The 26,830-nt window shown below is 70.8% G+C and carries 23 protein-coding genes; 14 read left to right on the plus strand and 9 right to left on the minus strand.

Features of this window, described 5'->3' with window-relative positions; genetic code table 11:
• Window positions 1-3 precede the first annotated feature (3 nt).
• The 4 genes from ACFQU4_RS07930 (at window position 4) to ACFQU4_RS07945 (ending at window position 4,862) form a co-directional block, all read left to right on the plus strand.
• A complete protein-coding gene (locus ACFQU4_RS07930; protein ID WP_377489233.1) occupies window positions 4-1,164 on the plus strand; it encodes an alpha/beta hydrolase family protein in 1,161 nt (386 codons plus the stop codon).
• A 53-nt stretch (window positions 1,165-1,217) separates the two neighbouring features.
• Window positions 1,218-2,135, plus strand: coding sequence for an AraC family transcriptional regulator (locus tag ACFQU4_RS07935; protein ID WP_377489236.1), 918 nt, complete (start codon window positions 1,218-1,220; stop codon window positions 2,133-2,135).
• 379 nt (window positions 2,136-2,514) lie between these two features.
• Window positions 2,515-3,339: an aminoglycoside 6-adenylyltransferase gene (locus ACFQU4_RS07940; RefSeq protein WP_377489239.1), complete on the plus strand. Its 825-nt coding sequence runs from the start codon at window positions 2,515-2,517 to the stop codon at window positions 3,337-3,339.
• Between the two features lie 263 nt (window positions 3,340-3,602).
• Window positions 3,603-4,862, plus strand: a complete 1,260-nt coding sequence (locus tag ACFQU4_RS07945) for an ATP-binding protein (RefSeq protein ID WP_377489242.1) — start codon at window positions 3,603-3,605, stop codon at window positions 4,860-4,862.
• Window positions 4,863-4,880: 18 nt separating this feature from the next.
• Here ACFQU4_RS07945 and ACFQU4_RS07950 read toward each other — a convergent pair whose 3' ends face one another.
• Complete coding sequence (locus tag ACFQU4_RS07950) at window positions 4,881-6,920, minus strand: HelD family protein (protein WP_377489245.1); 2,040 nt, start codon at window positions 6,918-6,920, stop codon at window positions 4,881-4,883.
• Window positions 6,921-7,040: 120 nt separating this feature from the next.
• Between ACFQU4_RS07950 and ACFQU4_RS07955 the strand changes: the two genes are divergently transcribed.
• Together ACFQU4_RS07955 and ACFQU4_RS07960 are read left to right on the plus strand one after the other, a co-directional pair.
• Window positions 7,041-7,643 carry a GNAT family N-acetyltransferase gene (locus tag ACFQU4_RS07955; protein ID WP_377489248.1) on the plus strand — a complete coding sequence of 201 codons (603 nt, stop codon included), beginning with the start codon at window positions 7,041-7,043 and terminating at the stop codon, window positions 7,641-7,643.
• A gap of 10 nt (window positions 7,644-7,653) precedes the next feature.
• Entirely contained in the window at window positions 7,654-8,214 is a 561-nt protein-coding gene (locus tag ACFQU4_RS07960; protein WP_377489251.1) for an NUDIX hydrolase, read from the plus strand.
• Here ACFQU4_RS07960 and ACFQU4_RS07965 read toward each other — a convergent pair.
• Window positions 8,181-9,644: an MFS transporter gene (locus tag ACFQU4_RS07965; protein ID WP_377489254.1), complete on the minus strand. Its 1,464-nt coding sequence runs from the start codon at window positions 9,642-9,644 to the stop codon at window positions 8,181-8,183. The genes ACFQU4_RS07960 and ACFQU4_RS07965 overlap by 34 nt on opposite strands.
• Window positions 9,645-9,718: 74 nt before the next feature.
• Window positions 9,719-10,873, minus strand: coding sequence for a substrate-binding domain-containing protein (locus ACFQU4_RS07970; RefSeq protein ID WP_377489257.1), 1,155 nt, complete (start codon window positions 10,871-10,873; stop codon window positions 9,719-9,721).
• 82 nt (window positions 10,874-10,955) lie between these two features.
• On the opposite strand from ACFQU4_RS07970, the gene ACFQU4_RS07975 reads away from it, so the two are divergent.
• Genes ACFQU4_RS07975 through ACFQU4_RS08010 form a run of 8 tightly spaced genes read left to right on the plus strand, consistent with a single transcriptional unit; the run spans window position 10,956 to window position 18,795 of the window.
• Window positions 10,956-12,062 (plus strand): Gfo/Idh/MocA family protein, encoded by a 1,107-nt coding sequence (locus ACFQU4_RS07975; RefSeq protein WP_377489260.1) that lies wholly within the window; start codon window positions 10,956-10,958, stop codon window positions 12,060-12,062.
• A complete protein-coding gene (locus ACFQU4_RS07980; RefSeq protein WP_377489263.1) occupies window positions 12,059-12,868 on the plus strand; it encodes a sugar phosphate isomerase/epimerase family protein in 810 nt (269 codons plus the stop codon). Before ACFQU4_RS07975 ends, ACFQU4_RS07980 begins: the two co-directional genes overlap by 4 nt.
• 26 nt (window positions 12,869-12,894) lie before the next feature.
• A complete protein-coding gene (locus ACFQU4_RS07985) occupies window positions 12,895-14,220 on the plus strand; it encodes an ABC transporter substrate-binding protein (RefSeq protein ID WP_377489266.1) in 1,326 nt (441 codons plus the stop codon).
• Between the two features lie 33 nt (window positions 14,221-14,253).
• Window positions 14,254-15,213, plus strand: a complete 960-nt coding sequence (locus ACFQU4_RS07990) for a carbohydrate ABC transporter permease (protein WP_377489269.1) — start codon at window positions 14,254-14,256, stop codon at window positions 15,211-15,213.
• On the plus strand, window positions 15,210-16,049 hold the full coding sequence (locus tag ACFQU4_RS07995; protein ID WP_377489272.1) for a carbohydrate ABC transporter permease: 840 nt from the start codon (window positions 15,210-15,212) through the stop codon (window positions 16,047-16,049). Before ACFQU4_RS07990 ends, ACFQU4_RS07995 begins: the two co-directional genes overlap by 4 nt.
• 16 nt (window positions 16,050-16,065) lie before the next feature.
• Window positions 16,066-16,851, plus strand: a complete 786-nt coding sequence (locus ACFQU4_RS08000) for an SDR family NAD(P)-dependent oxidoreductase (RefSeq protein ID WP_377489275.1) — start codon at window positions 16,066-16,068, stop codon at window positions 16,849-16,851.
• Between the two features lie 25 nt (window positions 16,852-16,876).
• The gene (locus ACFQU4_RS08005) at window positions 16,877-17,746 is read left to right on the plus strand and encodes an NAD(P)-dependent oxidoreductase (protein WP_377489278.1); all 870 of its coding nucleotides are present in this window, start codon (window positions 16,877-16,879) and stop codon (window positions 17,744-17,746) included.
• Entirely contained in the window at window positions 17,743-18,795 is a 1,053-nt protein-coding gene (locus ACFQU4_RS08010; protein WP_377489281.1) for a Gfo/Idh/MocA family protein, read from the plus strand. The genes ACFQU4_RS08005 and ACFQU4_RS08010 overlap by 4 nt, the downstream gene beginning before the upstream one ends.
• A 60-nt stretch (window positions 18,796-18,855) precedes the next feature.
• Here the strand turns inward: ACFQU4_RS08010 and ACFQU4_RS08015 are convergent, their stop codons facing one another.
• The 6 genes from ACFQU4_RS08015 to ACFQU4_RS08040 form a co-directional block, all read right to left on the minus strand.
• A complete protein-coding gene (locus ACFQU4_RS08015; protein WP_377489284.1) occupies window positions 18,856-19,470 on the minus strand; it encodes a hypothetical protein in 615 nt (204 codons plus the stop codon).
• An 81-nt stretch (window positions 19,471-19,551) separates the two neighbouring features.
• On the minus strand, window positions 19,552-20,490 hold the full coding sequence (locus tag ACFQU4_RS08020; RefSeq protein WP_377489287.1) for a phosphotransferase family protein: 939 nt from the start codon (window positions 20,488-20,490) through the stop codon (window positions 19,552-19,554).
• A 52-nt stretch (window positions 20,491-20,542) separates the two neighbouring features.
• Window positions 20,543-22,201: a DNA repair helicase XPB gene (locus ACFQU4_RS08025; RefSeq protein ID WP_377489290.1), complete on the minus strand. Its 1,659-nt coding sequence runs from the start codon at window positions 22,199-22,201 to the stop codon at window positions 20,543-20,545.
• 12 nt (window positions 22,202-22,213) lie between these two features.
• Window positions 22,214-23,680, minus strand: coding sequence for a hypothetical protein (locus ACFQU4_RS08030; protein WP_377489293.1), 1,467 nt, complete (start codon window positions 23,678-23,680; stop codon window positions 22,214-22,216).
• 4 nt (window positions 23,681-23,684) lie between these two features.
• Window positions 23,685-25,922 (minus strand): helicase-associated domain-containing protein, encoded by a 2,238-nt coding sequence (locus tag ACFQU4_RS08035; RefSeq protein WP_377489296.1) that lies wholly within the window; start codon window positions 25,920-25,922, stop codon window positions 23,685-23,687.
• The gene (locus ACFQU4_RS08040; protein WP_377489299.1) at window positions 25,913-26,794 is read right to left on the minus strand and encodes a hypothetical protein; all 882 of its coding nucleotides are present in this window, start codon (window positions 26,792-26,794) and stop codon (window positions 25,913-25,915) included. The genes ACFQU4_RS08035 and ACFQU4_RS08040 overlap by 10 nt, the downstream gene beginning before the upstream one ends.
• Window positions 26,795-26,830: the final 36 nt, after the last annotated feature.

The following is a 26,830-nucleotide window of genomic DNA, read 5'->3' on the forward strand; positions in this document are numbered from 1 at the left end:
ATCATGGAGGACGTGGCAGCGTTGCCGGTCGGCTTCGAGCGGTTCCACCGGCAGCCGTTCCTGAACTATCAGCTCAACCGGGCGCATGGCCTGGGCTTCGCTCGCCCGGCGGACCTCAGGCTTGCGGCCGCGAGGATCAGCCGGACGGCCGAGGCGCCCCGGGTGTTCGACGCGTTGTCCGCGCAGGCCGAGGCCGAGGAGCGGCTCCGCAACGCCACCAGCTACCTGCGCCTGGCGGAGTTCTTCACGCCGCCTGATTCGGTCGAGCGGATCGGCCGCTACCGACGCTACCGGCGGCTCTTCGACGCGGCCTTCGCCGGGCTCGGCTTCGCCCGCCACGAGGTGCCGTACGCCGATGGCGCACTGCCGGCGTACCGCTGGCCGACGACCGGGCCGAGCCGCGGCACCGTGCTGGTGCACGGCGGCTTCGACTCGCTGATCGAGGAGTTCTTCGTGATCTGGCAGCGGATCGCCGCGGCCGGGTTCGAGGTCGTCGCGTTCGAGGGACCCGGCCAGGGCGGGGCGCGGCGGCTGTCCGGGCTCGGTTTTGATCATGACTGGGAGAAGCCGGTGGCGGCGATCCTTGATCATTTCGGGCTGGCCTCGGCGGGCATCGTCGGACTCTCGATGGGCGGCTACTGGGCCTTGCGCGCCGCGGCGAAGGAACCACGGATCAGCCGGGCCGTCGCCTGGCCGCCCGTGTACGACTGGCTGCAGCAGGTGCCGGGGCCGGTGCGGCCGGCCCTCCGGGTCATGCTGGCCCGGCGCGGCTTCATGCGGCAGAGCGTACGGCTCCGGGCGCGACTCTTTCCGGCCCTGGGGTTCGTGGTGGGCCAGGCCCTGTACAACCTCGATCGCGACGATCCGATGGACGCCGTGGACTGGTTCCTCGGCATGAACGCCGAGCACCTCGGCAGTGATCGGATCACCCAGGACGTCTTGTTGCTGTGCGGTGAGCACGACACCTTCCAGCCGCCGGTGCTGACCCGGGCCCAGGCCGAGGCCCTGGTCTCGGCCCGGTCGGTCACGGTCCGGGTCTTCACCGGGGCCGAACACGCTGATCAGCACTGTCAGCTGGGAAACCTTGACCTCGCCTGCCGGGTCCTGACCGACTGGCTCCGCTCGCCGGGCCCGGGCTCGGGCACCGCCGCCGACGGCGGGTAAATCTCCGCAGTTCTCCCGGGCGCCCGGCCGGCCGGGCGACAATGGGTGCCACCATGACCGAAGCGTCGCCGCCGGCTCTGCCGAGTCTCGAGTCAGCCGAGACCGACCGCGAGCGCGGCTTCCCGTTCGTCGTCCAGGCCGGGCACACACAGTTCAAGCCCGGCGGCCGGCTCGGCTTCGGCTGCGTGCAGAGCGTCGCGGTCATCGGCTGCCATTCGGGCCGCGGCCTGGTCGAGCTGAACGGTGTCGAACACCCGCTCCGGCCCGGCCTGCTCTACCTGCTGCCGTGGAACCACGCGATCGTCTACCGCGCCGATCCGCGCGACCCGTTCTTCGTCTACGGCGTGCACGTCATCCCCTGGCAACGCGCCACCGAGCCGCTGCAGTACGTCGCCGCGCACGACGTGGGGGAGCCGCTGCACGACGTCGAGTGGCGCCGGTCCTGGGCCGCCGGTCAGCCGCCGCCGGTCCGGGTGGTGACGCCGACCAGCGAGGGTGAGCGGCCGGCGCTGACCGCGCTGGCCCGGTTCACCGTCGAGCGGTACCGGCGTGGCTATCCGACGGCGGCGGAGAGCCGGGCGCTGGGGATGTTGATGATGGTCGAGCTGACCACGATCACGCCGCCGCGGCCCGAGGAGGACCCCGCGGTTCCGGTCGCCCTGCGCGGGCTGCTGGTCTGGATCGTGCGCGACCTGACCCGGCCGTTCACCCTGGACGACTTCGCCGAGGTGCTGGAGTGCTCGCCGTCCACGGTGACCCGGCTGTTCCGCCGCTACCTCGGCTGCTCGCCGCTCGAGTGGGTGACGGCGCAGCGGATGGGGCACGCCCAGCGGCTGCTCGCCGAGGGCAACGACACGATCGCGACGGTCGCTCGGCAGTGCGGCTTCGAGGACCCGTGGTACTTCTCCCGGGTCTTCAAGGCCCGGGTCGGCAGTTCGCCGCGGGAGTGGCGTCTGAATCGGAAGATCTGAGCATTACCCGGACGATCGGTGAGCCTGACCCGATCGTACGTTCTCGAAACGCGCCGGTACTCCGTACGTTGTCCGGGGCACCAGGACTCCGCGCACCGATCGCGACGCCTGGGATGGCCCCCGGAGAGCTCCCGATCGCCCATGCGGTGGAGGACTGGCGCTCCGGCCGGTCCACGGGGGATCCGGCCGGAGCGCCTCCTGCGGTCGGCGGACCTTGATCGAATCCGAACTTTGTGAATGTGATCACAAATGCTGGCTGTCGGTGTCCGGGCCGTGTGACGATCAGTCCTGTCGAGAACGCCCACCGGATCGCAACGGCGGCTCGGCAGGCACCGCGGTCGACCGAAGACGTACGCTCACGCGGAAGGTGGAGTTGATCATGAACCCCGAGGAAGCGCTGCGCCCGCTGCCGGAGCCGTACCACCGGCACTTCGCCAGGATCCTCGAACTCGCCGAGCCGGACGAGCGGATCCGCGGGCTGTGGCTCTCCGGGTCGCTGGCCCGCGGCACCGCCGATGCCGGCTCCGATCTCGACCTGGTGCTGGCGATCGACGACGACCGGTTCGACGAGTTCATCGACGCCTGGCGGGACTGGCTGGCCCGGATCACGCCGACGCTGGTCGCCAAGGCGATCCCGAACTCGCGGTTGATCTTCTACGCGCTGGCCGAGGACATCTGCCGGATCGACGCGGTGATCGAGCCGGTCAGCCAGGTCTCGACCTCCTGGCACCGGACCCGGGTCCCGGTGATCGACCGGGACGGGCTGACCGCGACGCTGCCGGCGGCCGAGCCGGGTCCGGGGCCCGACCTCACCAAGATCAATCTGCTGATCGAGGAGTTCTGGCGGATCCAGTCGATCTTCCCGGCCATGATCAACGACCGGAAGGATCTGCTCTGCGCTCTGTCCGGCGTGCAGGCCTCCGGCACGATGCTGTACGACCTCTTCGTCGAGACCAATCAGCCGCTGCCGCCGATGGGCATCAAGCAGTTTGCCGCCCGGTTGCAGCCGGAGCAGTCGGCCGTGCTGCTCGGCCTGCCCGCCGTGGCGCCGGAGCGGGATCTGTTGATCAGGGCCGATCTGGCGGTCTGCGAGGCGATGGCGACGGCCGGCCGGGCCGCGGCCGAGCGGGTCGGCGCCGAGTATCCGGAGCGGATCGCGGACGCCGTCCGGGCCCACCACCGGGCCACCCTGCAGGCGGTCTGACCGCCAAGGAGGCTCGGCGCGGCCAACGAGTGCCGGTCGTGTCCCCCGGTGATGGAGCACGGGATCGATGGTCTGCAACACGGTTGATGCAGCTTCCGGTTGCCCGCGTGCAGCAGGGCCGGATTGCTGCGACCGGTTGCGGCCAGATGACCACGCAATCAGCGACTGAATGACGACCGAGTTGGCGACTGAATGACCACAGAACCAACGACCAAATGACCACCAAGCTAGCGACCCAATGACCACGGCGGCATACTGGGCCCATGGCAGAGCCGGAGCGGGGACCTCGTCCGCGACATGCGCAAGCTGTCGTGGAAGAGTCGCTGGAGGACACCAGAGTCGTCCTGATCAACGGTGCACGTCAGGTCGGAAAGAGCACTCTGACCAGACTCGTCGTCGCCGGCCGCGATCCTGTGCCGGTGCTGCGGCTGTTGGACGACCCGGTCGTGCTCCAGTCGGCCCGGACCGATCCCGGCAGCTTCGTAGAACACGAAGGTCTGCTGGTTATTGACGAGATTCAGTTAGTGCCGGAGCTGCTGAGTTCGATCAAGCTGGACGTGGACCACGATCCGCGCCCGGGACGGTATCTGCTGACCGGTTCGTCGCGGCTGCTGGCGCTCCGCAATCTTCCGGACGCGCTGCCGGGCCGGATGGAAACCGTGGAACTCTGGCCGTTCTCCCAAGGGGAGATCGACGGCGGACCTGACCGGTTCATCGACACTGCATTCCAGCACGGGCCGGCGCTCGAGTTCAGTTCGACACTTCGCCGCCGCGATTACCTGGACCGTGCGGCCGCCGGCGGTTTCCCAGAGGCCATCCGGCGAACAGCGCGACGCCGGTCGGCATTCTTCGACAGCTACCTGGCCACGCTGATCGAACGTGACGTGCTGCAACTCGCGACGATCGAGCGCCATGGCGAGTTGATCAAGCTGCTGAACCTGCTGGCCGGACGGATCAGCGGTCTCTATGTCCCTGCCTCGATCGCCAAGCAGTCAGGGCTGCCTCGCACGACCTTGATCAGGTACGTCGAGCTGTTGGCCGCGGTGTTCTTGATCAAACTCATGCCGGCCTGGTCGCCCGGATCCACGGGCCGGGCCATCGGAACGCCGAAGCTCGCCTTCGTCGACTCGGGTGTCGCAAGCAGCCTGATCGGCCAGGATTCCGGACGGCTGGGCGAGCCCGGTGGCGCTGCCGGGCCCGTCCTTGAGAACTTCGTGGCGATGGAGATCGCCCGACAGCTCACCTGGAACGACGTGCGGGCACGGCAGTACCACTTCCGTACCAAGGACAAGGCAGAGGTGGACGTCGTGCTCGAAACCCCGGACGGTCGGGTGATCGGGATCGAGGTGAAGGCCGGTACGGCTGTGCGGTCCGAGGACCTGTCGGGGCTGCGCACCCTCGAGCATCTCGCCGGTGAGCGATTTGTCGCCGGATACATCCTGTACACGGGGCAGCAGACCCTGCCGTTCGGTCCGCGAATCCGTGCGCTGCCGATCGAGGCGCTGTGGGGGTCGGCTCCCTGAGGTCTGTCAGTCGTTGCCTCAGTCGGTCAACTCGGCGGGCAGCGGTTCGGCGTGCACGACGGCCAGCGAGGTCACGGCGCGGGTCAGGCAGACGTAGAGCCGGCGCAGGCCGGTCACCCGGTCCGGCTCGGCGGCGACGATCCCCTCCGGCTCGAAGACCACCACGTGGTCGAACTCCAGGCCCTTCGCGACGGTCGCCGGGACCAGGTCGACCCGGGTCTCGAAATCGGGCGGCACGTCGCCGAGCAGGTCGTAGCGGATCCCGGCCTGCTCCAGCAGGTCGCGCAGCCGGGGGATCGTGGCGTCCGGGACGATCACGCCGACGGTGCCCTCGCGGGCGGCCGCGGCGACCACGGACTTGATCACCGTGCCGTCCGGATCGTCGGTCTGCAACAGTTCCAGGTCGCCGCGGCTGCGGCGCACCGAGCGGGGCGGAGTGAGAGCCGGTGCGATCTGCGGCAGCAGCCGGGCCGCGAACTCGATCACCGAGCCGGGCACCCGGAACCCCTCCACCAGTTCGGAGATCTCGGCCTCCGGATGGCCCAGGTGGGTCAGTGACTCCTGCCAGGACCGGGTCGCCCACGGCGTGGTCGCCTGAGCAAGATCACCGAGTACGGTCACGGAGCCGGTCGTGGCCCGGCGGCCGATCGCCCGCAACTGCATCGCGGACAGGTCCTGCGCCTCGTCGATGATCACGTGGCCGAGGCTCGGGGTCCGGTTCAGCTGATCGGCGGCCTCGTCGATCAGCGCCAGGTCGGCCAGCGTCCACTTCGCGCTCTTCGGGGTCCGGGCCGGCTTGGCCATCAAGATCAACTGTTGTTCGGCGGCGTCCAGCAGGCCGTCCGCGGCGCCGGCCAGGAACTCGGCATCGGTCAGCAACCGCAAGATCAACTTCGCCGGGTCGACGGCCGGCCACAGCTCGTCCGCGTACGTCTTCACCGGCTTGCTCCGGGCCACCGTGTTCTGCACCCGGTCGTCCGGGGAGTCGCCGGCCGCCTCCATCCGGATCAGCACCTGGTGGGCCAACCGCTGCGGCAGCATGGTCCGCCCGGCCGCGTAGCGCACGCCGCGCCGGCGCAACTCGTCGACCATCTCGTTGGCCAGGTAGGCCGCGACCCGCCACTGGTGCGCGCCGCGCGGCACCACCAGCGGGCCGGTCGCCTCGACCAGGTGTCCCCAGACGGCCCGCTTGATCACCTCGGCCATCCGCGCGTCGCCCTTGATCAACGCGGCCGGCACCGGGTCGGTGCCGGTGATCGTGAACCCGGTCGCCGTGCTGACCAGCGACGACACGGTGGCCTGGGTCGCGTCGATCTCGCCGAGCGCCGGCAGCACGTCGCCGATGTAGGACAGGAAGTTGTCGTTCGGGCCGATCACCTGCACACCGGAGCGGGACAGCTGGTCGCGGTGCGCGTAGAGCAGGTAGGCCGCGCGGTGCAGCCCGACCGCGGTCTTCCCGGTGCCCGGCGCGCCCTGGATGCAGAGCGAGTGGGACAGGTCGGCCCGGACGATCACGTCCTGGTCGGGCTGGATGGTGGCGACGATGTCGCGCATCGGGCCGGTTCGCGGCCGTTCGATCTCGGCCTCGAGGATCTCCGAGTGCCGGGCCGTCTGCTGCTCGGCCAGTTCCTCGTCCTCGAACGCGGTCAGCTCGCCGGACTGGAAGCCGAACCGCCGCCGCAGCCGTACCCGCATCGGGTCGCCGGGCTTGGCCCGGTAGAACGGCAGCGACATCGGGGCCCGCCAGTCGATCACCAGCGGGTCGCCGCCGGACTCGCCGGTGACGTGCCGGCGGCCGACGTAGAGCCGTTCGTCGTTGTCCGCGCCGAGCCGCGCGTCGTAGTCCAGCCGGCCGAAGAACAACGGGACCGTCGGATCGTCCTCGAGGGACTTCATCCGCCGGTGCAGGACCTGCTTCAGGTGCTCGGTCGACACGCGATCCGCGCCGGCGCCGTGGCCCTCGAGGGACGCCGCATGATCACGCATCCGGCGCAGCGCCGCGCGGGATTCGCCGAGATGTCGTCGTTCCTGCTCCAGTGCCTCATGGGATTCGGGCATGCAGAAATCTCCGATGCTTCTCGTGGGGGAGGGCCACTGTACCCGCGCCGCGCCGCGGCTGCTAACCAATAAGGCACCGGCCGTCCAGGAGGCGCGCGGGGCCATGGCAGGATGAGGCCCATGCGGCGGCTCACCGACACGGATGCTGCGATCGCGTACGGCAAGAATCTGCTGCGCGGGGAGCGGGTCTATCTGCGGGAAGTACGGGAAGCGGACTTCGCATCGCTGTCCCGGTGGTGGAACGACCCGGCGACGACGGTGCTGCAGCAGGCCACCGCCCGGCCGGTGCCGGAGGCCACGATCACCGAACGGTTCCGGCAGTGGACGGCGAACAGCACGCCGAACGACCCGAGCTTCGCAGTGGCCCGGATCGAGGACGACGAGCTGATCGGCCAGGTCGGCCTGATCGCCGCGCCGCACGGCCGCACGGCCGAGTTCGTGATCATCCTCGGCCCGGAGCACACCGGCAGCGGCTACGGCACCGAGACCTGCCGGCTGATGCTGCGGTTCGGGTTCGCCGAGCTGGGCCTGCACCGGATCGAGCTCAGGGTCTGGGGCTACAACACCCGGGCGATCACCGCGTACCAGCGGGCCGGGTTCGTCGAGGAGGGCCGACGGCGCGACGTCACCTTCCATAACGGACAGTACGGCGACGAGGTGATCATGGGCATCCTGGAGACGGAATGGTGGATCCGCGCCGAAGAAGCCGCGACGGACAACTGATCGGAGACCGATGAGCAGCGACGGCGACGGGGACCGGTTCGAGGCGGTCGATCCAGGGCAGCGACCACACAAGGAACGGCAGGCCGTCCGCGTGATCATGATCGATGATCATGAACGGGTGCTGCTGTTCCAGGACACCGATCCCGGCTGTCCCGGCGTCAGCTGGTGGGTCACGCCGGGTGGCGGGATCGACCCGGGCGAGACGGAGACCGACGCCGCCGTACGCGAGCTGGCCGAGGAGACCGGCTACCGGTCCCGCGCCGAGGACCTGATCGGTCCGCTCGCCGTACGCCGGGCCGTGCACGGCTACTCGGACCAGATCCTGGTCCAGGACGAGACGTTCTACGCGATCAAGGTCCGGCCGTTCGAGATCGACATCTCCGGCCACACCGAGGACGAACAACTCACCATCGCCGGCCACCGCTGGTGGCCTGCCGCCGACCTCACCGAGCCGGACGGCTGGCTCTGGCCGGCCGAGCTGGCCGAGCTCGTCGCCCTCGCGGCCAGCCCGAACGGCGCACCGCTCGACCTCGGCGTTCAGGAGGAGTCGACGGTCCCGATCGGTTCCTGATCGAATTCGGGGCGCAGCACGTTGCCGCGGATCGCGATCACGCAGAGCAGCGCGCCGATCAGCAGCAGGCCGGCGCTGACCACCATGGCCGAGCGGAAGCCGGCGGCGAAGACGGCCGGGTCGTTCAGCGCGTTGCCGGTCAGCCCGACCGCTGGCGGTACGGCGGCGACGGCGAGCAGCCCGGCGGCCCGGGCGACGGCATTGTTCACGCCGCTGGCGACACCGGCGTGCCGGACGTCGGCCGTGGCCAGCACGGTCGCGGTCAGCGGTGCCACGGTGGCGGTCAGGCCGATGCCGAACAGGGTGACCGGCAGCAGCACGTCCAGGACGTAGTTCGCGCCGGGCCCGATCCGGGTCAGCAGCAGCATCCCGGCGGCGCCGATCGTGATCCCGATCGCCATCATCCAGCGCGGCCCGATCCGCTGGGCCAGCGAACCGGCCCGGGCCGACAGCAGCAGCATCAGGACGGTGACCGGGAGCAGCGCGGCGCCCGCGGCGATCGGGGTGAAGCCCGCGACCTGCTGCAGGTGCACCACCAGCAGGAAGGTGAGCAGCGACAGTCCGCCGTACACGACGAGGGTGATCAGGTTGATCGCGGTGAACTGGGCCGAGCCGAACACGTCCAGCGGCAGCATCGGGGTCGGTCCGCGGCCCCGGGTCCGGCTCCGTTCGACCAGCACGAACCAGAGCGCCGCGCCGACGCCGACCACCGCCGCGGTGATGATCAACGGGTCGATCCGGCCGGCCGGCAGCTCCGTCAGCGCGTACGTGATCCCGGTCAGTGAGGCCGCGGCCAGCACGGCGCCGAGCACGTCGAACCGCCGTTCGGTCCGGGCCCCGCTGCTCTCCGGCACGTGCCGTACCGCGACGGCCACGGTCACCGCGGCCAGCGGCAGGTTGATCAGGAACACCGACCGCCAGCCCGCGACGTCGACCAGCCAGCCGCCGAGGAACGGTCCGATCGCGCCGGCGACACCGCCCAGCCCGGCCCAGGCGCCGACCGCCCGCGGCCGGTCGTACGGCACGAACGAGGCCTGGATGATCGCCAGCGAACCGGGCGTCAGCAGCGCCCCGCCGATGCCCTGCAACGCCCGCGCCGCGATCAGCACCTCCACCGTCGGCGCCGCCGCACAGAGCGCCGAGGCCAGGGCGAACCAGACCACCCCGATGACGAAGACCCGCCGCCGGCCGAACCGGTCGCCGAGCGCACCGCCGAGCAGGATCAGCCCGGCCAGGGTCAGCGTGTACGCGTTCACCGTCCACTGCAGCCCGGACATCTCGGCGCCGAGATCCTCCGCGAGCGCGGGCAGCGCGATGTTGACGACCGTGCTGTCCAGCATCGCCACGCTGGACCCGAGCACCGTCGCCAGCATCACCCAGCGCCCGGTCGCCGAGGACAGCCGCAACTGCTCCGCAGGTCCCGCAGTCATCGTCGCTCCACGGCCACAGCCAACCACGCCCGGCCGACATTCATTCCGGTCGACCTTCCTGCCAGCCGGCGGGGTCAGGCCGGCGACATGATCCGCCGGTAGGCGCCGGGGGACCGCCCGGTGTGGCGCTTGAAGAGGACCCCCATGTACTCGGCGTGCCGGAAGTCGAGCCGTTCGGCGATCCGGGGCAGGGTCCAGTCGGTCGAGGTGAGCAGCTCGGTGACCCGGGCCATCCGGACCCGGACGATCTCGGCGTGGACGGTCCGGCCGAGCAACTCGGTGAAGCGGTAGTCGAGCGCCCGCCGGGACAGTCCGACGTGCTGCAGGACGGCGCTCACCGTGACCGCTCGCTCGGAGTGGTCGCGGATGTAGCGCAGGGCCGCGGCGACCAGCGGATCGCTGATCGCGAACAGGTCGGAGGACTGGCGGGTCGCGATCCGCAGCGGGGGGATCGGCCGTACGCCGGCCGGTTGCGGGTGGCCCGCCATCATCTCGTCGAGGATCCCGGCCGCGATGAACCCGGTCCGTACGGCGTCCGGCTGGATGCTGGACAGCGGCGGCGAGGTGAGGTTGCAGTACAGCTCGTCGTTGTCGACGCCGATCACCGCGACCTCGTCGGGCACCTGCAGCCCGGCGATCTTGCACGCCTCGAGCACCTCCTGCCCGGCGATGTCGAAACAGGCCAGCACCCCGACCGGGTGCGGCAGCCGGCGCAACCAGTCCGCCAGTCGATCACGGTCCTGGGACCGCAGGCCGGACGGCTCCATCGCGAACTCGTACGGTTCCGCACCGCGGCCCCGGACCAGCTCGGCGAACGCCGCGGCGCGGGCCGTCGACCAGCCGTACTGGGCGTCGCCGCAGTAGGCGAACTGCCGCAGTCCCCGTTCGGCGAAGTGATCAACGGCGTGACCGGCGATCGCCCGGTCGTCGGTCTCCACGCAGGGCAGTTCAGGGACCAGGCGTTTGGCGCTCAGGTCGACCGTCGGCAGGCCGAGCCGGCGGACGAACCGCGCGGTCTCCTCGTTCTCGATCCGGGCCAGCACCCCGTGGCCGCGCCAGCCCTCGAGCCAGGAGAAGTCGGTCTCGTGCCGGCTGTGCTCGGCCAGATAGAGCGACCATCGCGGGCGTTCCACGACGAATCTGCGAATGCCGGACAGCAGGCCACGTGCGTAGGCGTTCGAGGTCTCGACCAGAAGGGCGACGTGCCGCGTCGGCAGCGATACCGACATGTAAGAAATCTAAGGGATCTTGCTGGATCGCGCATGGAGCGTCCCGCGGCCGTGACCCAAGCTTGATCATCAAGGAGGCCAGATGTCACACCAGGTCCGAGTCGCCCTCGCCGGTCTCGGGTTCGGGGCGGAGTTCATCCCGATCTACCAAGCCCATCCCGATGCGGAGCTGATCGCGGTCTGTCAGCGCACCACCAGCACCCTGAACAAGATCGCCGACGAGTTCGACATTCCGCGCCGTTACGACGACTTCGCCGAGTTGATCACCGATCCGGAGATCGACGCGGTCCACATCAACACGCCCATTCCTGATCATGCCGGGCACACGATCACCGCGTTGCGGGCCGGGAAGCATGTCGCCTGCACCGTACCGATGGCGACCACGCTGGCGGAGTGCCGGGCCATCGTCGAGGCCGTCCGGGAGTCCGGCCGGACCTACATGATGATGGAGACGGTCGTCTTCTCGCGCGAATTCCTGTACGTCCGCGACCTGGTCGACGACGGCACGATCGGGCGGATCCAGTTCCTCCGCGGCGCGCACCACCAGGAGATGACCGGCTGGCCCGGCTACTGGTCCGGGTTGCCGCCGATGCACTACGCGACCCACGCGGTCGGGCCCCTCCTCGCGCTGGCCGGTGCGCCCGCCGAAAGCGTTGTCTGCAAGGGATCCGGCCGAATCGCCCCGGAGCTGGCCGCACGGTACGGCTCGCCCTTCGCGGTCGAGACGGCGTTGATCACGTTGCGGGACTCGCCGATCGCGGCCGAGGTGTCCCGGTCGCTGTTCGAGACCGCCCGCGAGTACGTGGAGAGCTTCACCGTGTTCGGTGATCACGCAACGTTCGAGTGGGAACAGACCCAGGGCTCCGGGCATGTGCTCCACGTCGGGGAGCAGCCGCGCCGGGTCGAGGTGCCGGACTTCGTCCACCGGCTGCCGCCCGAGATCGGCCGGTTCACCACCCGCGGCGTCTACGACGAGCAGCACGAACACCTGTCCTTCACCCAGGGCAGCGGCCACGGCGGCTCGCACCCGCACCTGGCGCACGAATTCATCCGGAGCATCGTCGAGGGCCGGCCACCGCTGGTCGACGAGCTCACCGCGGCGAACTGGACCTCGGTCGGCATCTGCGCCCACCAGTCCGCGATGGCGGGCGGGGTCCGGGTCGACCTGCCGGTCCTGGACGCATCATGATCATCGACGTCGCGGTGGCGACCCTCTGCTTCGACGGCTTCGGTGACGAAGACTTCGGCCCGACCTTCGCCCGGATCGGCGAACTCGGGGTCCGCAACGTCGAGTTCAACACCTGGTACCCGCGCAATCTCACCCCGGCCGGGTTGGACCGGATCGCCGCCCGGTGCGCCGATGCCGGGCTCACCCCGGTGACCCTGCAGGTCTCCCCGTTCGCGGCCGGCGACGGCTTCGGCGACCTGACCCGGGAGACCACCCGCTGGCTCTGGTTGCTCGAGGCCGCCCGCCGGGTGGGCGTGACCATGATCAAGGCCACCGGCTCGCGGCGCGGCGAGCGCGGCGGCCTGGCCGGACTGATCGCCGTCCTGCAGGAGATCGCGCCGCACGCCGCGGCGGCCGGGATCCGGATCGCGATCGAGAACCACTTCCGCAACGTCGTCGAGTTTCCCGAGGACTACCGGCAGATCTTCGCCGCGGTGCCGGAGCCGGCGATCGGCGCCTGCCTGGACACCGGTCACTTCGCCGCCTCGGGCGTCGACATGATCAGGTTCATCGACGACTTCCACGACCGGATCATCCACGTCGATCTGAAGGATGCCGGTGCGCCCGGCACCGACCGGTTCGTCCGGTTCGGGGAAGGCGTCGTGGACTTCGCCGCAGTCCTCGGCCACGCCCGGGACCGCGGCTACGCCGGCCAGTTGATCATCGAACTGCCGCTGATCGACCGGTCGACCGTGATCGATGATCTTCGCGCCGGGCTGGCCGTGGCGAGGCCGTACCTCACCGCCGGGTCCGCCGGCCATCCGTAATGCCTCAGTTTCAAAGGAGAAGCACCATGTCCGATCATGATCGGATTCGACCCCGCCGCCCGGGGCTCCGCCACGGGCTCGCCATCCTGACGCTGTTCGCCCTGGCCGCCTGCTCGGCCCCGACCGAACCCGGAGCCGATGGCGCCGAGCTGTCGGCCGACGGGCCGCTGACCATCACCTGGTACGGCTCCGATGCCCGCAACAAGTCCGTTCAGGAGGTCGTCGACGCGTTCGGCGAGCAGCAGCAGGGGATCGAGATCACCACCCAGCCCACCGCCTTCGACAGTTACTGGGACCGACTCTCGGTGCAGGCCGCGAGCGACAACCTGCCTTGTGTGGTGGCGATGCAGTCCCGCTACGAGGCCAAGTTCGAGGACCGGGGTTCACTGCTCGCGCTGGACACCCTGGTGCAGAACGGCACGATCGACGTCTCCGGCATCGACCCCAAGCTGCTGGACAGCCAGCGCGCCGCCGACGGCAAGCTGTACGCGATCCCGTACGGCATCTGGTTCGAAGGCGCCGTGCTCAACGAGACCGCGATCGCCGACGCCGGCGTCGAGCCGCCGGATGATCAAGGAAGCTGGACCGACTACGTCGCCTGGGCGAAGCAGCTGCAGCCGAAGCTGCCCGAGGGCAGCTACGCGATCGCCGACCGCGGTGGCCAGATCACCCAGTTCCAGTCCTTCGCCCTCGGCAAGGGCGAGACGCTGTTCGGCGAGAAGGAGGTCGGCTTCTCCCGGGAGACGCTGCACGAGTGGTTCTCGCTGTGGACCGACGCCAGCGCCGACGGCGTGGCGCCGCCGGCCCGGGTGACGGCCGAGGAGAACGGCGTCCCGGGCAACGCCAACCTGCTGGCCAAGGGCAAGCTCGTCGTGTCCAGCACCGGCGACAACAACGTCTCCGACAGCCAGGCCGGTCTCGGCGACCAGGGGAAGCTGGTCCTCGCCCCGTCGCCGACCGCAGGCAAGCCACAGGTGGTCGGGACCAACAGCTGGTCGATCTCCGCGAACTGCACCAACGTGAAGCAGTCGGTCGCCTTCATCGACTACTTCATCAAGTCCGAGGACGGGGCGATGACGCTGAAGGCCCAGACCGGCCTGCCGCCGGTGACCTCCGTCCGCAACGCGCAGGCGGCCAGCCCGGAGGTGGACCAGGCGATCAAGGACCGGATCGCCTTGTACGAAAAGGTTTCCCAGGCCGGGGCCCTGGTCGATGTCTGGCCCGACGCCACCCAGCAACTGGTCACCCAGTTCACCCAGACCTACGAGAAGGTCTCGTTCGGCCAGCTCACCGTCGACCAGGGTGTCGACGAGTTCATCACTCAGGCCAACACGGCCCTGTCCGGCTTCTGATCACCGACCGCTGCGCACGACGAGGTGTCCGACATGTCCGTTCTGCTCACCGAAGCGCCGCCGGCCGAGCCCCGGCCGGCGGGTCGGCCCCGCCGCCGACTCCGGCCGGCGGTCCGGGAGGACCTGGCCGGCTACGCGTTCCTGACCCCGTGGCTGATCGGCTTCTTCGGCGTCACGCTGCTGCCGATGCTCGGTTCGCTGCTGCTGTCCTTCACCAACTACTCCGGCTCATTCCGTACGGTGCGCTGGGTCGGGCTGGAGAACTACCGGCGGATGTTCCTCGACGACCCCGCCTACTGGGGCTCGGTCCGGGTGACGCTCCTCTACGTGGGCATCTCGGTACCGGTGATGCTCGCCTTCGCCCTCCTGATCGCCAGCCTGCTCAATCGCGGCATCCACGCCCTCGGGCTGTACCGGACGATCTTCTACGTCCCGTCCCTGCTCGGCGGCAGCGTCGCGATCGCCGTACTGTGGCGCTTCGTCTGGGGCGAGACCGGACTGATCAACTCCGTCCTCGGCTGGTTCGGGCTGCACCCGGGCAGCTGGATCGGGAATCCCGACACGGCCCTGATCACGATCATGGTGCTGAACGTCTGGACCTTCGGCTCGCCGATGATCATCTTCCTGGCCGGGCTGCGCCAGGTGCCGGCCGAACTGTACGAGGCCGCCGCGATCGACGGCGCCGGACGGTGGGCCAGGTTCGCCTCGATCACCCTGCCGTCGATCTCGCCGGTGGTGTTGTTCAACGGCGTGCTCGCGGTGATCGGCGGCTTCCAGGCGTTCACCCAGGTCTATGTGGTCAGCGGCGGGTCCGGCGGCCCGGCCGGCTCGACCCTCTTCTACACCCTGCTGCTCTACCAACGGGCCTTCACCGAACTCCGGTTCGGCTACGCATCGGCGATGGCCTGGGTCCTGCTGCTGGTGATCGCCGCGGCCACGGCCGCGATCTTCGCCAGCGGAAGACTCTGGGTGAACTACGGAGACGAATCATGATCACCCGGACCGCACGGCGCACGCTGATCCACGTCGGACTGGTCAGCGCCGCCTTCGTGATGATCTATCCGCTGTTGTGGATGGGCGCCTCCTCGTTCCGGCCGTCCGAGCGGGCCCTGCTCGAGTCCGGGCTGTGGATCGGCGACGGGTTCACGCTGGACAACTACGCCAACAGCTGGAACAGCGTCGGCAGTACCGGCTTCGGCACCTTCTTCCGCAACTCGGTGATCATCGCCGTGCTCGCGGTGATCGGCAACATCGTCTCCTGTTCGCTGGCCGCGTACGCGTTCGCGCGGATCACGTTCCGCGGCCGGCGGATCTGGTTCGCGCTGATGATCGGAACGATCATGCTGCCGTACCACGTCCTGCTGATCCCGCAGTACCTGCTGTTCGACCAGCTGGGTTGGCTGGACAGCTTCCTGCCGCTGGTGGTGCCACGGTTCCTGGCCACCGAGGCGTTCTTCGTGTTCCTGCTGGTGCAGTTCTTCCGGCTGATCCCGCACGAGCTGCTGGAAGCGGCGCGGCTGGACGGCTGCGGCTATCTCGGCACCTTCCTGCGGATCGTCATGCCGCTGGCCGTACCGGCGCTGGCGACCACCGCGGCGTTCTCCTTCATCTGGGCCTGGAACGACTTCCTGAACCCGCTGATCTACCTGACCAGCCCGGAGAACTACACGGTGCCGATCGGGCTCTCGCTGTTCGTCGACGCCTCCGGCACCTCCAACTACGGCGGCCTGTTCGCGATGTCGATCTTGTCGCTGCTGCCGGTGATCGGCTTCTTCCTGGCCTTCCAGAAGCTGCTCATCGAGGGCATCTCCACCACCGGACTCAAATGATCAAGGAGTACGCACGATGAACCCACAACGCTTCGCCGGCCAGGTCGCAGTGATCACCGGGGCCGCCCACGGGATCGGCCGGGCCACCGCCGAGCGGCTCAGTGCCGAGGGCGCCGAGGTCGTCCTGGTGGACCGGCTGGCCGACCAATTGACCGAGCTGGCCGACCGGCTGGTCGCCGACGGCGGTGCCGCCACCGGTCACCCGGTCGATCTGCTGGACGAGCCGGCCGTCAGCGAGCTGGCCGGCCGGCTGGTCGAGGCGCATCCGGCGATCCAGGTGCTGGTGCACTGTGCCGGGGTGGTGCACATCAACGGCCGGCAGGACAGCACGTTCATCGAGGGTGGGCTGGCCGGCTGGAACGAACTGTTCGGCGTCAACCTGAAGGGGGCCGCGCTGCTCACGCACGGGCTGCTGCCGGCGTTGATCACCGGCGGCGGGGCCGTGGTCAACGTCGCTTCCGAGGCGGCGTACCGGACCCGTCCGAACAAGTGGATCTACGACGCGACCAAGGCGGGCATGGTCTCGTTCAACCGATCCCTGGCCGCGTCGCTGGCGCCGCACGGGGTCCGGGTGAACTGCGTCGCCCCGGGCGGAACGATCACCGAGATGCACCTGAACGACTTCGCCGATCCGGAGGCGGCCCGCGAGGAACTGCGGGCCAAGCGGATCCCGAACCTGCTCGGCCGGTTCGCCGAGCCGGCCGAGATCGCCTCCGCGATCACCTTCCTGGCCAGCACGGACGCGAGCTTCGTCACCGGCACGACGCTCGCCGTCGACGGCGGCGGCAACGCCAGCCGATGATCACCGACAACCTGGAGGTACAGCGATGAGAAGTCCCGTAGGCCTGATCGGGCTGGGCAACGTCGGCGGCCGGATGGCCCGTTCCCTGCTCGAGGCCGGAGTCGAACTGCACGTCCACGATCTTGATCATGACGCGTGCGCCGCGGTGGGCGAGCTCGGCGCGATCGTCCACGACGAACCGGCGGAACTGGCCCGGGCCGTCCCGGTCCTGCTGCTGTCGTTGCCGAACGCCGATGTCGTCGACGAGGTCGTGCTCGGTGCCGGCGGGCTGCTGGACACGATGGCGGACGGCACGATCCTCGTCGACATGAGCACGAACCGGCCGGACCGGACGCTGGCGCTGGTCGCGCAGGCGGCCGAGCGGGGCATCCGGATGCTCGACGCCCCGATCAGCTTCGGCGGCCGCGGCATGGTGGTCTTCGCCGGCGGCGACGCCACCGACTACGGCGAGGCGGCGCCGATCTTCGACATCGTCGCCTTCCGGCACTATCACGTCGGTGATCATGGTCAGGGCCACTACGTGAAGCTGGTCCAGAACCTGCTGTCCGGGATCGCCATCGGCGCCGCGGCCGAGGCGGTCGCCTTCGGGCAGCGCGCCGGGGTGGACGTCGACCGGATGATCGAGGCGCTGCGCTGGACCGGCGCCTACTCGGGGCCCTTGGCCGGCTCCCGCCGGATGCTCGACCGCGAGTACGGCAGCAGCCGGACCCTCGGCATGCACGTCAAGGACCTCGGCTACGTGCTGGCCATGGGCGAGCAACTCGGCGCGATCATGCCGTTCGCCGAACGGGTGCACGAGGTGTTCCGCGGCGTGTACGAGAACGGCGACCCGGCCTGGACCCAGGCGGCCGTGATCGAGTGGTTCGACCCCGCACCGACGGAGCCGCCGGCGTGACCGCGGACCAGGTGGCGGTCGGCCTGATCGGGCTCGGCAACAGCGGTTGGTACTACCACGCCGAGGGCGCCCTGGAGCGGTCGGAGCAGTACCGGCTGCAGGCGGTCGCCTCGGCCCGGCCCGACCGGGCCGAGGCCGCGGCCCGCCGGTTCGGCGCGCGCCCGTACCGGAACTGGCAGGACCTGATCGGCGACGACGCCCTGGACCTGATCGTGATCGCCACACCGCACCACCTCCATGCCGAGCTGGCCGTCGCCGCGCTCGACGCCGGACACCATGTCGTGGTCGAGAAGCCGATGGCGGTCACCCGGGCCGAGACCGACCGGATGCTCGACGCGGCGCGGCGGAACCACCGGATCCTGACCGTGCACCAGAACCGGCGCTGGGAGCCGTCGTACCTGATCATCGGCGAGCTGATCCGCGGCGGCGAACTCGGCGAGCTGTGGCGGGTGGAGGAGCGCCGGATGCACCGAGGCAAGTACGTCGTCGCCGGCCACGACCGACCGCACGCCGGCACCGACCTGGCCGCCTGGGCACACACCGTGGCGGGCGGCGGCGGGGTCGGCTACCTGATCGCGCCGCACCTTGTTGATCACCAGGTCCAACTGCTCGGCCGCCCCAGCTCAGTCTCGGCGGTGACCGACACCTTTCCCGGCGATGAGGTCGAGCACTACCTCGACCTGCGGCTGAACTATCCCGACGGGCCGCTGTCCCGGGTGGAGATCTTCCGCGAGGACGTCGTCGAGCTGCCGAAGTGGACCGTCCTGGGCAGCCGCGGCTCGGTGATCTGCCCCGACTTCGACACCGTCGTGATCGACCTCGCCGGCCACGACCGCCGGGTGATCACCGATCTCCCGGCCGTCCGGGCCGCCGACGAGTTCTACCGGCAACTCTGGACCGCGGTCACCGACGGCGGCCCGCCACCCGTCGATCCCGCCGACGCCGCCGTCGTCACCGAGATCCTCGAACTCGCCCACCGCTCCGCCCGCCGCGCCGGCCACCCGGAACCTCTCGCCGCAGCCGTCGGCATCGCCGAGTGGACGCCTTGACCGGCCTCCGGCGCCGAAACGGGGTCAAAGCGTCCACTCGATGGGGGTTCATCCACTGACTCAGCGAGGTGGAAAGGCGAGTTCGTACGCGTCCCGTACCCGGTCCAGGTAGCCGGCGGGGTGGTCGTCCAACTGCAGGTCGGGCAGATCGAGGAGGTACCGGCAGCGGTCTGCGGGCATGGATCGGGCAAAGCCGTGCGGGTCCTTGATCAACTGCTGGAGGACGTCGACGCCGAAGAGGTCCAGGACCTTCAGGTTCCCGTCCGACGAGCGGAGCACGTGCCGTTCGCCGAGGTCGATGCCGACCCAGCCGCGAACCTGACGCCGGCCGCGGTCGTCGATCACGTCGACCTCGCGCCGGAGCGAGCGCAGGTCCGGGTCGGCTTCCTCGGGATGCTGGCACTGCCACAGGAATCGGCGCACTGCACCGGGGTCCGGCTCGCTGAGGTGCTCCAGGATGGTCAGGTGCCCGCCGCCCTCGAGTGGGCTCGCCAGCTCGACCCGGGGCAGGTGCCGGTGCCCCGCACACCGTTGGCACAGTTCGACGAAGTCGTCATAGCCCAGCTCGAACGGACTGACCCGCGCGACGAGTCGTCCCGCGGGCGAACGGTAGGCGTAGGCCTGGTCGCCTTGAGCGAATCTCACCCAGCCCAGTTCCCTCAGCTGTGCCTGCACAGCACGATGATTCAGGGTCGGCCAGGGCCTGGCCAGCAGCGGAAGGAGCTCGGAATCGGCCACTGAACCGCCTTCCATCGCTTACGCGGAGAGTGCCTCAAGGAGCAGGGCCTCGAGGTCGGGGAGGCGGCGGAACAGGTCGGGGAGGCCGTGGAGGCCGGCCCGCACGATCTGCTGCGACTGCGCGAGGTCGGGGCCGGTGCCCGCCTCGACGCCGGCCAGGCACCGGACAAGGTTCGCCCGGATGTGGCCGAGCCGGCCGCTGACCGTGAACACGAACCAGCTCGGTCCCGGCGGCGGCAGCGTGCCGCCGCCCGCGACGTAGCCGTCCAGGACCGCGCGGAAGCTGGCCGGCTCGAGGTGGTCGAGGCCGGGGCCCTTGCAGAGGCCCAGGGCGGTCGAGCCGAGTTCGCCGGACAGGTCGAGGCGGCCGGAGAGTTCCCAGTCGAGCAGCACCGGGCGGCCGTCGCGGACGAGCAGGTTCCACGGCTGGAGGTCCTGGTGGGTCAGCACGACGGGGCCGGGTCGTTCGCAGGTGTCGACGAAGTCGGCGATCGCGAGGAAGGTGTCGACCTTGGCGGCGAGTTCGTCGGCCCAGGGCTGGCCGGTCGCGGCGGCCCGCTCGGCGAGCTCGGGCCAGTCCCGGGGCGTCGGCTCCCGGCTCGGCTCGTGCGGCCAGTCGAAGTCGAGGGCGTGCAGCCGGGCGAGGATCTGGCCGAGCTCGAACGCGTACGCCGGCGGCGCGGGTGCCTCGGGCAGTTTCGCTCCGTCGACCCACCGGTGGACGAGCAGGTCCGGGCCGGCCGCCATGGATTCCGGCATCGGGATGCCGGCGGCGAAGGCGGCCTGCTCGAACCGGAAGACGTCCTCGAGGTGGTACGGCCAGCGCCGGTCGACCAGGTTCAGCTCCTTCACCGCGAACGAGCCCCGGTCGGTGTCGAGCCGGTACAGCCGATTGGCGGCACCGCCGCCGACCCGGGTCATCGGTCCGGTCGGCGTACCGAACTCCGTCAGATCCACCCGCGCACTCTAGGACGCAAGCCCCGGCGGCGCACCGGGATTACCGGGCGGGTCAGTCGGCGGAGATGGCCTCGGAGGCGTCCATGATCCGGTACGCGTAGCCCTGCTCGGCCAGGAACCGCTGCCGGTGCTGGGCGAACTCGGAGTCGACGGTGTCGCGGGCGACGACGGCGTAGAAGCGGGCGGTGATCCCGGAGTTCTTCGGCCGGAGCAGCCGACCGAGCCGCTGCGCCTCCTCCTGCCGGGACCCGAAGGCGCCGGACACCTGGATCGCCACCTGGGCGGTCGGCAGGTCGACGGAGAAGTTCGCCACCTTGCTCACGACGAGCAGGTCGAGTTCGCCGGAGCGGAACTGCTCGTAGAGCTTCTCCCGCTGCCGGACCGTCGTGTCGCCCTTGATCAGCGGGGCGCCGAGCCGCTCGGACAGTTCCTCCAGTTGCTCGACGTACTGACCGATCACCAGGGTCGGCTGGCCGCGGTGCTTGGCGACCAGGTCGATCGCGACGTCGGACTTCGACTCGGCGGTCGAGGCGAGCCGGTATTTCACGTCCGGCTCGGCGACCGCGTACGTCATCCGCTCGGCCTCGCTCAGGGTGACCCGCACCTCGACGCAGTCGGCCGGCGCGATGTAGCCCTGGTTCTCGATGTCCTTCCAGGGCGCGTCGTACCGCTTCGGCCCGATCAGGGAGAACACGTCGCCCTCCCGGCCGTCCTCGCGGATCAGCGTCGCGGTCAGGCCGAGCCGCCGCCGCGCCTGCAGGTCGGCGGTCATCCGGAAGACGGGGGCCGGCAGCAAGTGCACCTCGTCGTAGATCACCAGGCCCCAGTCCCGCGCGTTGAACAGTTCCAGGTGCGGGTGCAGACCGTGCCGCTTGGTCGTGATCACCTGGTACGTGGCGATGGTGACCGGCCGGATCTCCTTGCGGGCACCGGAATACTCACCGATCTCGTCGGCGGTCAGCGAGGTGCGCTTGATCAACTCGTCGCGCCACTGGCGGGCCGAGACGGTGTTGGTGACCAAGATCAACGTGGTCGCCTTCGCCTTGGCCATCGCGGCCGCGCCGACGATCGTCTTGCCGGCGCCGCAGGGCAGCACGACCACGCCGGAGCCGCCGTACCAGAAGGACTTCGTGGCCAGCGCCTGGTACGGCCGGAGCCGCCAGCCGTTCTGCTCCAGCTCGATCGGGTGCGCCTCGCCGTCGACGTACCCGGCGAGGTCCTCGGCCGGCCAGCCGAGCTTCAGCAGCACCTGCTTCAGCCGGCCCCGCTCCGACGGGTGTACGGCGACGGAGTCGTCATCGATCCGGGTGCCGATCAGCCCCTTGATCCGCGGGCTGCGCAGCACCTCGGTGAGCACCGGCCGGTCGGTGGTGATCAGGACCAGTCCGTGGGTCGGATGCTTCTCGATCCGGAGCCGGCCGTACCGGTCCATCGTGTCGGCCACGTCGACCAGCAGCCCGGACGGCACCGGGTAGCGGCTGTAGTTGAGCAGGACGTCGACGATCTGTTCGGCGTCGTGACCGGCCGCGCGGGCGTTCCACAGGCCGAGCGGCGTCAGCCGGTAGGTGTGGATGTGCTCCGGTGCCCGCTCGAGTTCGGCGAACGGAGCGATCGCGATCCGGCACGCTTCGGCGTCGGGGTGATCGACTTCCAGCAACAGGGTGCGGTCGGATTGAACGACCAGGGGTCCCAGCCCCGAGGAATGTGTCATGGACGAACTGCTCTAACGAGTCGGTCCCGGGGATGGTGAGCCCGAGGACGGTGGAGGTGTCGACTCCGAGGATGCCGGAGGCGACGACGGCGGCGTCGACTGGGGTGGTGTCGAGCCGGTTGGGGTGGTCGGAGCGGACGGCTCCGGAGGAGTCGACGACGGCGGCGCGGACGAGGAGTCCGGCGGCAGCGGAGACCCGGAATCGGACGCCGGCGGCTCCGACGAGGGCGGCTCCGACGAGGGCGGCCGGCTGGACGGCGGCGGGCTCGACGGCGGTTCACTCGACGGCGGCTCGCTGGTGCGCGGCGGGGTGCTCGACGCGGGCGGCTCGCTGGAACCGGGCGGGGTCGACGGCGGCTGGCTGGACGGCGGCGGGGTCGGCGACTCCGAATCCTTGGCCGGCGGCTCCGACGGCGACGGGTCCTTCGACTCCGGGTCGCCGGACTCCGGCTGCTCGCCGGCGGGCGGCGTCGACTCGTCGGACGGGGTCGGTGACGGGCTCGGCGACGGCGTCGGGCCCGGCGGCGGGAACAGTTGCTCGAACAGCTTGCCCAACCGCGGGAACAGGCCGTCCGGCTCGTCGGTGTCCTGACCCGGCGGCGGAGGCGGCGGGACGGTCGGCGGCGGCGGGGTCGGCGACGGATCCCACGGCGGCCAGGGCAGCGGGTCGCTGTCGTCGTCCGGCGACGGGCTGACCGGCGGCGCGCTGCTGGACGGCGGCGGGTTGTGCTCGCTCGGACCCGGCGATGCCGGTCCGGAGGGCGGCGGATCAGTCGGGTCGTCCGACGTGGTCGGGGTGGACGGGCTCGGCGAGCCGGTCGGCGGCTGGGCCGGACCGGACGGCGGCACGGGCGGCGGCGTGGACGATTCGCTCGGCCGTGGCTTCCGGCTGGACGTCGGCTGGCCGGTCGGGTCCTCGGACTTCCCCGGTCCGTTCGGCTTCGACTTCTCCGGCCGCTCGGGATCCACCATCAGCGCGTTCGACCAGGGCCCGGACTTGCCGCTGCGGGTGGCCCGGACCTGGATCACCTGGACGGTCATGTCGTCGTTGAACCAGCGCACCGAGGCGACGACGTTGCCGGTCTCCAGCACCTCGAAGCCGTTCAGCCGCACCTGGTACGTGACGTCGCCGCCGGAGGTCGCGTCCCAGGAGATCTGCGCCCAGTCGTCGGTGATCAGGCCGGCCCGGAGACCGGTCACCGTGCTCGGGGCACCCGGGACCGGGCGGGACTGCGCCGAGGCGATCGGCTCGCGCTCCGCCTCGGGCAGCGAGTCGGCGGCGCTGTCGCCCTCGTCGCCGGCCTCCTCGGCCTTCGACGGGTCGCGGTCGTTGGAGGTCTGGTCGGCGGACACCACCCGGCGCGGGGAGGTGTCCAGCAGCAACGGGGATCCGGTGACCGCGGGCACCCAGTAGAGGGTTCCGATCCCGGACGAGCACACCAAGACAACCAGGAATCTCCGGATTGTCTGGGGCCGCATTGGCTCATTGTAGGGGGATCACCGACGATACGCGCGACAGTGGAATTCGCAGCACCGCCGAATCATCCTCGAGGACCGCCCGGAGCACACCTTCACCAAGATCAACAGGGGTCAGCCGGCGCTCCACCGGGTCGCCGTCCGGGCCGACGTAGCCGAGCAGCACCGGGCTCGAGTTCCGCGCCGCGCGGTTCAGCCGGGTGAGCAGCTCGGCGGTCTCCACCCGGTCCGGGTCGCGACCGCGGTCGCCGGCCAGGATCGCGTCCGCCAGCTCCGTCGGGCGGGCCGTGCCGGGCGGGCGTACGCGCTCGAAAACCGTTGCACGCAACCGATCCGGGGGTGCCAGGTTGCGTCCGTACTCGTCCTCGGCGGCCGGTGCGAAACCGAGCTCGCGGACGAACTCGACCAGCTGGTACGGCTCCGCGGCGGCGATCAGCACGCCGGGGCCGAGCCGGCGCAGGCCGAGCTGCGCGGCACCCGGATGGCTCAAGATCGTCCGGGCCCGGGCCTCGTCGTCGACCCGCAGGTAACTGGTCGCCGGACCGATCCGGATGCTGCCGTACTGGCGGGCGACGTCGTCCACCAGATAGCCCAGAGGCTGCGGAATTGCGGTGGCCGAATGGTGAGACAACCAGTCGTGGATCCGCTCGGCGGTCCAGCCCGCGTCGAAGGCGCGGCGCAGCGAATCGGCACTGAACCGGTAAACCCCGGCGCCGCCCCGGGACTCCTGGACGGCGAGCAGCCGGAGCTCCTCGGCCAGCCGGACCGGCAGCGGGCCGGCGGCCACCGCGGTCAGGTCGGCCTGCACGATGATCGAATCGACCAGGGCCGGGAACAGCCCGGCCAGCGGCTCCGGCAGGGCCGCGTCCGGGCTCTCCAGGGCGGCGCCGAAACCGGAAACGGCGCCGAGCCCGGTCAGCCCCAGATAGCCTGCCTCGCGCCAGATCCAGCCGGTCAGGTCGGCGATCGGCGGCTGCCCGGCGGCGCCCAGCCGGGGCCGGTGCCAGCCGACCGCGGCGGCCAGCTGATCATGATCAAGAACGGTGCCGGTGTCGGCCGCCCGCATCAGTTCCATGATCAACGAGCGGGCCGCCGGAGCGGCCGGCGCGGCCAGTTCCGGACCCAGCGCATGCTGGCCGGCGGCGAGCTCGCGGCCCGGGTAGCGTTCCATGATCAGCCAGGCCCGGACCAGCCGCAGCCAGCGGTCCGGCAGCGGCTCGCCGACCCACCGGTCGTAGCCCGTGGTGGGCAGCAAGCGGTTGCCACCACCGGTGCCGTACAGGTCGGCCGCGGCGCCGAGTTCCACCACAAAGGCGGTCTGGGCCAGATCGGTGCCGAGCGCCCGGGCGAGCTGGGTCAGGTCGCGGCTGGCCACGCCGCCGTCGCGGACCAGCCGGTGCGGCGCCTCCTCGAGCACCGCGGCGACGCCGACCACGTCCTCCAGCAGCCCGTACGCGGCGCCCGCGGCGGCCCGGTCGACCACCGAGGCGTCCCGGTGCCGGCCGCCGACCGGCGGGGCCGTCGCCGCCACCGGGGTTGCCGCGAACCGGCCCTCGCGGAGCCGCCAGGCGATCTCGCGGGGCAGGATCACCGTCTCCGGGGACAGCGGCCGGATCAGTCCCCGGGCGAGTAGTCGGTCGATCGGCGTCGCGGCCTGTTCGAGGCTGACCGGGCGGTCGGCGTTGCGGACCGCGCCGGCGGGGGAGTGCGCCAGCTTGGCCAGCACGTCGTGCTCGTCCGGGCCCGCGGCGGCCAGCCGGTCGGTCACCTGGCCGGGGTCCAGCGGCTGCGGCGACGGTGGCGCCAGCCCACCCGGATAGGGCCCGAAGTACTCCCGGACGGCGCGGGTCAGCCGCAGTTCGACCTGGGGCGGGCCGGTGGCCCAGAGCAGCGCGCGGTCGCGCAGGGTCGCGATCGCCCGGTCGACGGCCGCCGCCACCTCGCTGGGGTCGGTGAGGTCGGCGACGCTGCCCGCGGCCAGTTCGGCGGCCCGGTCCGGGGTGGTCGGATCGGGCAGGGCGGCCAGGATCTCGGCCACCAGCCGGGTCCAGGCGTCCAGGCGGTCCAGGATCCGTACCGTCGACGTGGTGGTGGCGGCGCGCCCGGCCAGTTCGGCCAGGTCGGCCGGCAGCGGATAGCCGAGGTCGGGGCGGAGTTCGATCAGCCGGACCAGGAAGTCCCGGCCCCCGGCACGCAGGGCCTCGGCGAGGGTTCGCGGCCGGTCGGCCGGCGTGGTCAGGACCACGGTCGCTGGTAGCCGCCGCCCGGGCCCGGGTTCCGCAGCGCGCGGTAGATCACGATCAACAGGGCGATGCCGACGCACCAGGAGATCAGCACGGCCCACCAGCCGACGAAGGACCACCAGTCGACGAACGAGTCGCCGTTGGTCAGCGCGCCGACCAGGGCGAAGAACGCCAGCACGCCGAGCCCGACCAGGAACACCCGGCGGACGGCCTCCTTGGCGACGGTGATCCGGTTGGCCAGCGCGAACGCGATCCCGAGGGTCAGTGGCGCGACCAGGTAGATGAAGCCGCCGATCCCGAGGGTGATCAACACGCCCGGCGTCGCCGCCTTCAGCACCGAGCCGGCATCCGCCGGGTTGGCCGGTGGTCCGGCGGACGGCGGCGGCGCGAACCACTCGGTCGTGCCGGGCGCCGGATAGCCGGACTGGGCCGGCCCGCCGTACGGATTGGGGGCGGCCCAGGCCGTCGGTCCGCCGTCGACGGCACCATGCCCGCTGGTCGGTGGCGGTGCGTGCTGGGCCATCGGCGTGGTCGGGTCGTACGGCAGCGCCTCGGGGGCACCGGCGGGCGGGCCCCAGTCGCCGTCCGGCCGGCTCCAGTGTGCGGCGCCCCAGGCCGAGTCGGCCGTGGTCGCGGCGCTCGACACCACCTCGAACGGGACGGACGGATCGCGCGGATCCTGCTCCTCCGGCCGCAGCGCCTCGAGGGCGACGGTCGGAGCGGACGGGACGTCGAACCGTGGCCGCTCGGCCGGGGCACCGGCCGCCGGGTGGGCGACTGGCGGCGCCATGCTCAGCGGCGGGACCTCGGGGACCGTGAACTGATTCGGTCGCTGGATCGGGGCGTACTCCGGTCCGTCCTCCCACGTCGCCATGGCGGCCATCGTAGTCTCGCCCGGTCTGCTGCCGGT

This window comes from Microlunatus sp. GCM10028923 (genome assembly GCF_042666975.1).
Taxonomy (GTDB): Bacteria; Actinomycetota; Actinomycetes; order Propionibacteriales; family Propionibacteriaceae; genus Microlunatus.

Bases quoted from the DNA above. Each gene is read 5' to 3' on its own strand.
- ACFQU4_RS08005 (WP_377489278.1), top strand. From the start codon at position 16,877: ATGAGAAGTCCCGTAGGCCTGATCGGGCTGGGCAACGTCGGCGGCCGG.
- ACFQU4_RS07990 (WP_377489269.1), top strand. From the start codon at position 14,254: ATGTCCGTTCTGCTCACCGAAGCGCCGCCGGCCGAGCCCCGGCCGGCG.
- ACFQU4_RS07935 (WP_377489236.1), top strand. From the start codon at position 1,218: ATGACCGAAGCGTCGCCGCCGGCTCTGCCGAGTCTCGAGTCAGCCGAG.
- ACFQU4_RS07985 (WP_377489266.1), top strand. From the start codon at position 12,895: ATGTCCGATCATGATCGGATTCGACCCCGCCGCCCGGGGCTCCGCCAC.
- ACFQU4_RS07950 (WP_377489245.1), bottom strand. From the start codon at position 6,920: ATGCCCGAATCCCATGAGGCACTGGAGCAGGAACGACGACATCTCGGC.
- ACFQU4_RS07960 (WP_377489251.1), top strand. From the start codon at position 7,654: ATGAGCAGCGACGGCGACGGGGACCGGTTCGAGGCGGTCGATCCAGGG.
- ACFQU4_RS07975 (WP_377489260.1), top strand. From the start codon at position 10,956: ATGTCACACCAGGTCCGAGTCGCCCTCGCCGGTCTCGGGTTCGGGGCG.
- ACFQU4_RS07955 (WP_377489248.1), top strand. From the start codon at position 7,041: ATGCGGCGGCTCACCGACACGGATGCTGCGATCGCGTACGGCAAGAAT.
- ACFQU4_RS07965 (WP_377489254.1), bottom strand. From the start codon at position 9,644: ATGACTGCGGGACCTGCGGAGCAGTTGCGGCTGTCCTCGGCGACCGGG.
- ACFQU4_RS08025 (WP_377489290.1), bottom strand. From the start codon at position 22,201: ATGACACATTCCTCGGGGCTGGGACCCCTGGTCGTTCAATCCGACCGC.
- ACFQU4_RS08040 (WP_377489299.1), bottom strand. From the start codon at position 26,794: ATGGCGACGTGGGAGGACGGACCGGAGTACGCCCCGATCCAGCGACCG.
- ACFQU4_RS07980 (WP_377489263.1), top strand. From the start codon at position 12,059: ATGATCATCGACGTCGCGGTGGCGACCCTCTGCTTCGACGGCTTCGGT.
- ACFQU4_RS08000 (WP_377489275.1), top strand. From the start codon at position 16,066: ATGAACCCACAACGCTTCGCCGGCCAGGTCGCAGTGATCACCGGGGCC.
- ACFQU4_RS07970 (WP_377489257.1), bottom strand. From the start codon at position 10,873: ATGTCGGTATCGCTGCCGACGCGGCACGTCGCCCTTCTGGTCGAGACC.
- ACFQU4_RS07995 (WP_377489272.1), top strand. From the start codon at position 15,210: ATGATCACCCGGACCGCACGGCGCACGCTGATCCACGTCGGACTGGTC.
- ACFQU4_RS08030 (WP_377489293.1), bottom strand. From the start codon at position 23,680: ATGCGGCCCCAGACAATCCGGAGATTCCTGGTTGTCTTGGTGTGCTCG.
- ACFQU4_RS07930 (WP_377489233.1), top strand. From the start codon at position 4: ATGGAGGACGTGGCAGCGTTGCCGGTCGGCTTCGAGCGGTTCCACCGG.
- ACFQU4_RS07945 (WP_377489242.1), top strand. From the start codon at position 3,603: ATGGCAGAGCCGGAGCGGGGACCTCGTCCGCGACATGCGCAAGCTGTC.
- ACFQU4_RS07940 (WP_377489239.1), top strand. From the start codon at position 2,515: ATGAACCCCGAGGAAGCGCTGCGCCCGCTGCCGGAGCCGTACCACCGG.